This window comes from Intestinibacter sp. (assembly GCF_051866655.1).
Classification (GTDB): Bacteria; Bacillota; Clostridia; order Peptostreptococcales; family Peptostreptococcaceae; genus Intestinibacter.
Genome location: NZ_JBJDXL010000144.1, coordinates 1 through 5,969, shown reverse-complemented (window position 1 = coordinate 5,969; position 5,969 = coordinate 1). Strand labels below are relative to the sequence as shown.

The 5,969-nt window shown below is 32.8% G+C and carries 6 protein-coding genes and 1 pseudogene; 6 read left to right on the top strand and 1 reads right to left on the bottom strand.

The features are described from left to right. Positions 1-479 (bottom strand): flavodoxin family protein (locus ACI3VO_RS04120; RefSeq protein WP_439756705.1); only part of this gene is annotated, 479 nt, incomplete at its 3' end. 452 nt (positions 480-931) lie between these two features. Here ACI3VO_RS04120 and ACI3VO_RS04115 point away from each other — a divergent pair. The 6 genes and pseudogenes from ACI3VO_RS04115 to ACI3VO_RS04090 form a co-directional block, all read left to right on the top strand. Beyond that, on the top strand, positions 932-1,471 hold the full coding sequence (locus ACI3VO_RS04115; RefSeq protein WP_439756704.1) for a helix-turn-helix domain-containing protein: 540 nt from the start codon (positions 932-934) through the stop codon (positions 1,469-1,471). A 76-nt stretch (positions 1,472-1,547) separates the two neighbouring features. Next, positions 1,548-2,600 (top strand): spermidine/putrescine ABC transporter ATP-binding protein, encoded by a 1,053-nt coding sequence (potA, locus tag ACI3VO_RS04110; RefSeq protein WP_439756703.1) that lies wholly within the window; start codon positions 1,548-1,550, stop codon positions 2,598-2,600. Between the two features lie 19 nt (positions 2,601-2,619). Continuing rightward, the gene (locus ACI3VO_RS04105) at positions 2,620-3,465 is read left to right on the top strand and encodes an ABC transporter permease (protein WP_439756702.1); all 846 of its coding nucleotides are present in this window, start codon (positions 2,620-2,622) and stop codon (positions 3,463-3,465) included. A gap of 98 nt (positions 3,466-3,563) precedes the next feature. Further along, on the top strand, positions 3,564-4,244 hold the full coding sequence (locus tag ACI3VO_RS04100) for an ABC transporter permease (protein ID WP_439756701.1): 681 nt from the start codon (positions 3,564-3,566) through the stop codon (positions 4,242-4,244). Positions 4,245-4,331: 87 nt separating this feature from the next. After that, positions 4,332-5,399: an ABC transporter substrate-binding protein gene (locus ACI3VO_RS04095; protein WP_439756700.1), complete on the top strand. Its 1,068-nt coding sequence runs from the start codon at positions 4,332-4,334 to the stop codon at positions 5,397-5,399. Between the two features lie 338 nt (positions 5,400-5,737). Continuing rightward, positions 5,738-5,969 (top strand): annotated as a pseudogene (locus tag ACI3VO_RS04090) (hypothetical protein); the annotation flags it as partial.

Genomic DNA, 5,969 nt, shown 5'->3' with positions numbered 1-5,969 from the left:
ATAACGTCTTCTGGAGTGTTTCCGTGAACCATGTTCCAGTAGCATGAGCTTACTAAAGGCATGTTAGATATTGTAAAATGTTTAGATAATTGGTCTAAAGTTGCTGTAGTACCAGCTCTTCTAGCACTTGCAACTACTGCAGCTGGTTTGTATTGTAGAGCTGCACTTGATGAGAAGAACAATCTATCCATAAATGAAGTTATCATACCTGATGCAGATGCGTAGTGAACTGGAGATCCGACTATGATTCCGTCTGCTTCCTTTGCTTTAGGAATACATTCGTTTACAGTGTCGTCGAATTTGCATTTTCCTGTTTTTCTGCAGAATCCACATCCCATACATCCTGCGATTGGTTTGTTTCCAACGTGGAATATTTCAGTTTCTATGCCTTCTTCATTTAGTGCTTTAGCGACTACGCTTAAAGCTGTGTAAGTACATCCTTCCTTCTTTGGACTTCCATTTATTAGTAAAACTTTCATAAATTAATACCCCTCCTCGATATGAATTGTTGCTTTTGAAATACAAATATTATTATATCAGTTATTTTATGGAAAATACACGGTTATATAAAAAATAGAAATTTGGGAATAATAAGGATAGAGGATTGCTTTCAAAAAAATTATTTTATCACAAAAAATATTTATTAATCAAAAAAATTACATATACTAAATTATGAGATTAATATTATAAACATAAATAGGAAAATTTAACCTTAAAAACGTTGAGATTTAAGTATTTTTTATCTTTTATATTAAAAATATGTTTTTTCTACAAAAACATTGAATTTTAGTTGTGATTGCTATATAATATCAATGTTAGTTTAGTAATTTTAAACTTTAAGTTTAGAAATAAATAAAAAGAGTTTAACAATATAAGAAAAAAGTTTACTTTTAATAAGAATTTAGAAACTATAAATATGGGAGGCCTAAGCATGGATATTGGGAGTAAGATAAAGAGTATGCGTATGGAAAAGCAGTTAACCCAAGAAGAATTGGCCAACAGATGTGAGCTTTCGAAGGGATTTATATCGCAACTTGAAAACAACCTTACATCTCCATCGATAGCGACTTTGATCGATATTTTGGAGATTTTGGGGACGAATTTGAGGGAATTCTTTAATGAGATAGACCCAGAGAGAATAACTTTTAAAAAGGAAGATATGTTTGAGACAGACGATGAGGAGTTAAAATACCATTTGAAATGGTTGATTCCAAATTCGCAAAAGAATATGATGGAACCGATTATTATAACTTTGCATCCAGGGGGACAATATAAGGAAGAAAAGCCACATGAGGGAGAGGAATTCGGATATGTGATTGCTGGAAATATTTTACTGCACTTGGGTGACAGAGTTAATAAGGTGAAAAAGGGTGAGAGCTTTTATTTCAAGCCTAGAATGAATCATTATATATCAAATCCTGGAAAGACTCAGGCAAGGGTGATATGGGTAAGTACGCCGCCGTCTTTTTAGAGTGATGATGTGACATAATATGAGAAAAATCTATAAATATAGACACAAAAGTGAGAGAAGAGGTGTATAGAAAATTATGGCAAATTCAGAAAATATTATCGAGTTAAAAAATATAACAAAACAATACGACGATCTTGTTGTACTAGATAATTTAAACCTTGATATAAAGAAAAACGAATTTTTAACTTTATTAGGACCTTCAGGATGCGGGAAAACAACTACTTTAAAGATAATAGCTGGTTTTGAGCATGCTGATGTAGGTGAAGTGATGTTTGAAGGGAAAAACGTAAACGACATACCACCTTATCAAAGACAGGTAAATACAGTTTTCCAAAAATATGCATTATTTCCACATATGAACGTGTATGAAAATATAGCTTTTGGGCTAAAAATAAAGAAGATGGATAAAAAAACAATAGACACTAAGGTCAAGGAAATGCTAAAGCTTGTGGCACTTGAAGGCTTCGAGAAGAGATCAGTAGACTCTCTAAGTGGTGGACAACAACAGAGAATCGCCATAGCAAGAGCGCTAGTTAACGAGCCAAAGGTACTTCTTTTAGACGAACCTCTAGGGGCACTTGACTTGAAATTAAGACAAGAAATGCAAAGAGAGCTTAAGAAAATCCAACAAAAATTAGGGATAACTTTCGTATTCGTAACACACGACCAAGAGGAAGCTCTTACAATGTCAGACACAATCGTAGTTATGAACAAAGGTAAAATTCAACAAATGGGTACACCAGAAGACATCTACAACGAACCTAAGAACTCATTTGTAGCGAAATTTATCGGAGAAAGTAATATAATAGATGGAATTATGCTTGAAGACTACAAGGTTAAATTCTGTGATAGAGAATTTGAATGTGTGGACTTCGGATTTGAACAAAACGAAAATATAGAAGTAGTAATAAGACCAGAGGACATCAAGATGGTCGACCCAGAAAAGGGAATGATAAAGGGACTAGTGACATCTGTTGTGTTTAAAGGTGTTCACTATGAAATAACTGTAGAAGAAAACGGAAGAACTTGGTATCTTCACAACACAAAAATGGCAGAAGAAGGAAGTATGCTAGGTATGGACATATACCCTGAAGATATACATATAATGAGAAAGGTAATCGACGAATAATTTATCGAGGTGAATGATAATGAAAAGACAAAAATCTGAATCAAGATTAGCAACTCCTTACGTTATATGGAGTGCGCTTTTTATAGTAATACCTTTAATATTAATAGTTTTCTTCAGTTTCACAACACAAGTAAACGGCAGCTATGTGTTCACATTAGAGCATTTTCAAAAGTTTTTAGCGCCAATGTACTTCAAGGTTGTCAAAAGATCGCTTATTTTGGCGGTTTCATCTACAGTTTTATGTTTAATCGTAGGATATCCAACAGCCTACTTAATCACTAAGGCAAGACCTAGCAGAAGAGGGACACTTATTCTACTTTGCATATTGCCTATGTGGATGAATTTCCTACTTAGAACTTACGCTTGGGCAGCTCTTTTAGGAAAAAACGGATTTATAAATACTCTACTTGGAGCTATAGGCCTTGGACCTATAAATATATTATACACAGACACAGCTGTTTTATTAGGTATGGTTTACAACTTCCTACCATTTATGATACTGCCAATACACACAGCTCTATCAAAAATGGACCAAGATTTAATAAACGCAGCAAAGGACCTTGGAGCAAATGGTGTCCAAGTATTCACAAAGGTAATATTCCCACTTAGCTTACCTGGTGTAGTATCAGGGATTACGATGGTGTTCATGCCAGCAGTATCAACATTCGTAATATCAAAGCTTCTAGGTGGAGGACAATACTACTTAATAGGAAACTTAATCGAACAACAATTCATGTCAGTAGGAGATTGGCATTTTGGATCAGCAATATCAATATTCATGATGATCATAATACTTATCTCTATGGCAATAATGAATAAATACAGCAACGGATCAGACAAGGAAGGCGGTGGATTACTATTATAAAGAAAATTTTTTCAAACGGATATTTATTTTTGGTGTACGTATTTTTATACCTACCAATAGTTACTTTAGCAATATTTTCATTTAATAATTCAAAATCCATGGCTGTCTGGAGCGGTTTTACATTAGATTGGTACCACACTTTATTTGAAAATGAGAGAATGATGACGGCTCTTTACTATACATTGCTGGTTGCAGTTTTGGCGACAATTATATCGACTATAGTTGGAACTATAGCGGCTATCGGGATACACAAAATGAGAAACGGCAGAAAAAAAGATATCCTGCTTAATGTAAACTATCTGCCTGTTTTAAACCCAGATATCGTAACTGGGGTGTCTATGATGACATTGTTTGTGTTCTTAAGTGTAAATTTTGGTATGACTACGATGCTTTTATCTCACTTGGTGTTTGATATACCATATGTAATACTATCTGTTTTACCAAAATTAAAACAATTACCTGCAAATATAGAAGAGGCAGCTCTTGATTTAGGTGCGACACCATGGTACGCACTTAGAAAAATAATTTTACCTCAAATAAAACCAGGTATAATATCTGGGGCGCTTATGGCGTTTACGATGTCTATAGATGATTTTGTAATAAGTTTCTTCACAACAGGAAACGGTGTGACAAACTTATCAATAGAAATTTACTCAATGACAAGAAGAGGTATAAGCCCTGAGATAAACGCGCTTTCTACATTGATGTTTGTCGTAGTTTTAGCATTACTTATAACTTCTAATGTAATTGGAAATAAAAAGGATGCTGTCGAAAACTAGGCTGTGCTAGATGGATGACGATCAGGAAATTGGAATAAAATTAAAAATAATAAATAAATTTTTGATAAATAAGGGAGGTTTCTAATAATGAAGTTAAAAAAATTAGTTGCATTAGCATGTACATTTGTCATGACAGCAAGTATATTAGCTGGATGTGGAGGTTCTAAAAAATCTAGTGAAGTTCTAAACATATACAACGTTGGGGATTATATAGATCCAGATCTAACTAAGAAGTTTACTGAAGAAACAGGAATAGAAGTAGTGTATGAAACTTACGACACTAATGAAGGTATGTACCAAAAATTAAAAAGTGGTTCTTCAAATTACGACTTAATTTTCCCATCAGATTATATGGTAAATAAATTAATAAGTGAAGAAATGGTACAAGAAATAGATTACAACAATATACCAAATTACTCACAAATAATGGATTCTTTCAAACACCCAGCTTACGATCCAGACGACAAATACAGCGTACCTTATTTATGGGGAACTTTTGGTATAATCTACAATACAAAAGTAGTAGATGAAGAAGATACTAAGAGCTGGGATGTATTATGGGATGAAAAATATCAAATTGACGGTCAAGGCCAAGTTTTAATGTTAGACTCAGTTAGAGATACAATGGGAATATCTCTTAAGAGATTAGGTTATTCTATGAATACAGATAATGAAGATGAAATAAATCAAGCAAAAGATGAATTAATAAAACAATTACCATTAGTTCAAGCGTATGTAAATGACGACGGTAAAGATAGAATCGTGGATGAAGATTCAGCGCTTGCAGTAGTTTACTCAGGAGATGCTCTAGTTATGATAAAGGACAATCCTGACCTAGCTTATGCAATACCAGAAGAAGGAACAAATAAGTGGGTAGACGCAATGTGTATACCAACATCTGCTGAAAACAAGGATTATGCAGAACAATTTATTAATTTCATGTTAGACCCTGAAAATGCAAAACAAAATGTAGATTATATCCAATATTCTACACCAAACCAAGGCGCATATGATTTATTAGACGACGAAATGAAGAATTCACCAGTTGCTTATCCAGATGAAAAAACTTTGGAAAAGGCTGAAACTTTCTTAAATCTTACAGATGATGTTTTAAAATTATATGATGACGCTTGGACTGAAATAAAGACTAATTAATTTTGAAAATATAAGTTAAGACTATACAAGCGGAGCTTCAAATTTAGCGAAGCTACAGGTTTTTTATAAAGAGGATGCTTAGAATTAAATTTTTGGGCATCTTTTTTTTTGTGTGTGAACGAAGATCTTTATCAGTGATGCAATTTCTACTAAAGCTTATATATCCATCTCAGAACCATTATACATATATTTAAGGATTTTGTGATAAATATGTATGAAATAAATCTTATAAGGACATAATATAACCAGTAATTTCAATTTAAGTAAATATATTTAATATTAGGGATTTATTTCAATTTAGCATTATGAATTGCCTAAAATTAAGAAAGGAGTACAATATGTTTCGACAAGAACATTCAAATATGTTTAGTTCTAAAAGTATTAAGTCAATGGTGAGTAATTTAAATGTAGAAGAATTGAGTTCTTTAATAGCTTTAGCTCAACAAATATTAAAAAATTTATATAATTTAGGTTTTTATGATGAAACAGATGGAAAAAACAAGATTTTAGAAGGTAGATTTAAAAAAGGTCTTAAATGCCCTAAATGTGGGCATCCAGAGGTAAATAAAA

What these genes read in the sequence shown, in the direction of transcription:
- ACI3VO_RS04095 (WP_439756700.1), top strand. Translation starts at nt 4,332, where the DNA reads ATGAAGTTAAAAAAATTAGTTGCATTAGCATGTACATTTGTCATGACA.
- ACI3VO_RS04115 (WP_439756704.1), top strand. Translation starts at nt 932, where the DNA reads ATGGATATTGGGAGTAAGATAAAGAGTATGCGTATGGAAAAGCAGTTA.
- ACI3VO_RS04100 (WP_439756701.1), top strand. Translation starts at nt 3,564, where the DNA reads ATGGCTGTCTGGAGCGGTTTTACATTAGATTGGTACCACACTTTATTT.
- ACI3VO_RS04105 (WP_439756702.1), top strand. Translation starts at nt 2,620, where the DNA reads ATGAAAAGACAAAAATCTGAATCAAGATTAGCAACTCCTTACGTTATA.
- potA (WP_439756703.1), top strand. Translation starts at nt 1,548, where the DNA reads ATGGCAAATTCAGAAAATATTATCGAGTTAAAAAATATAACAAAACAA.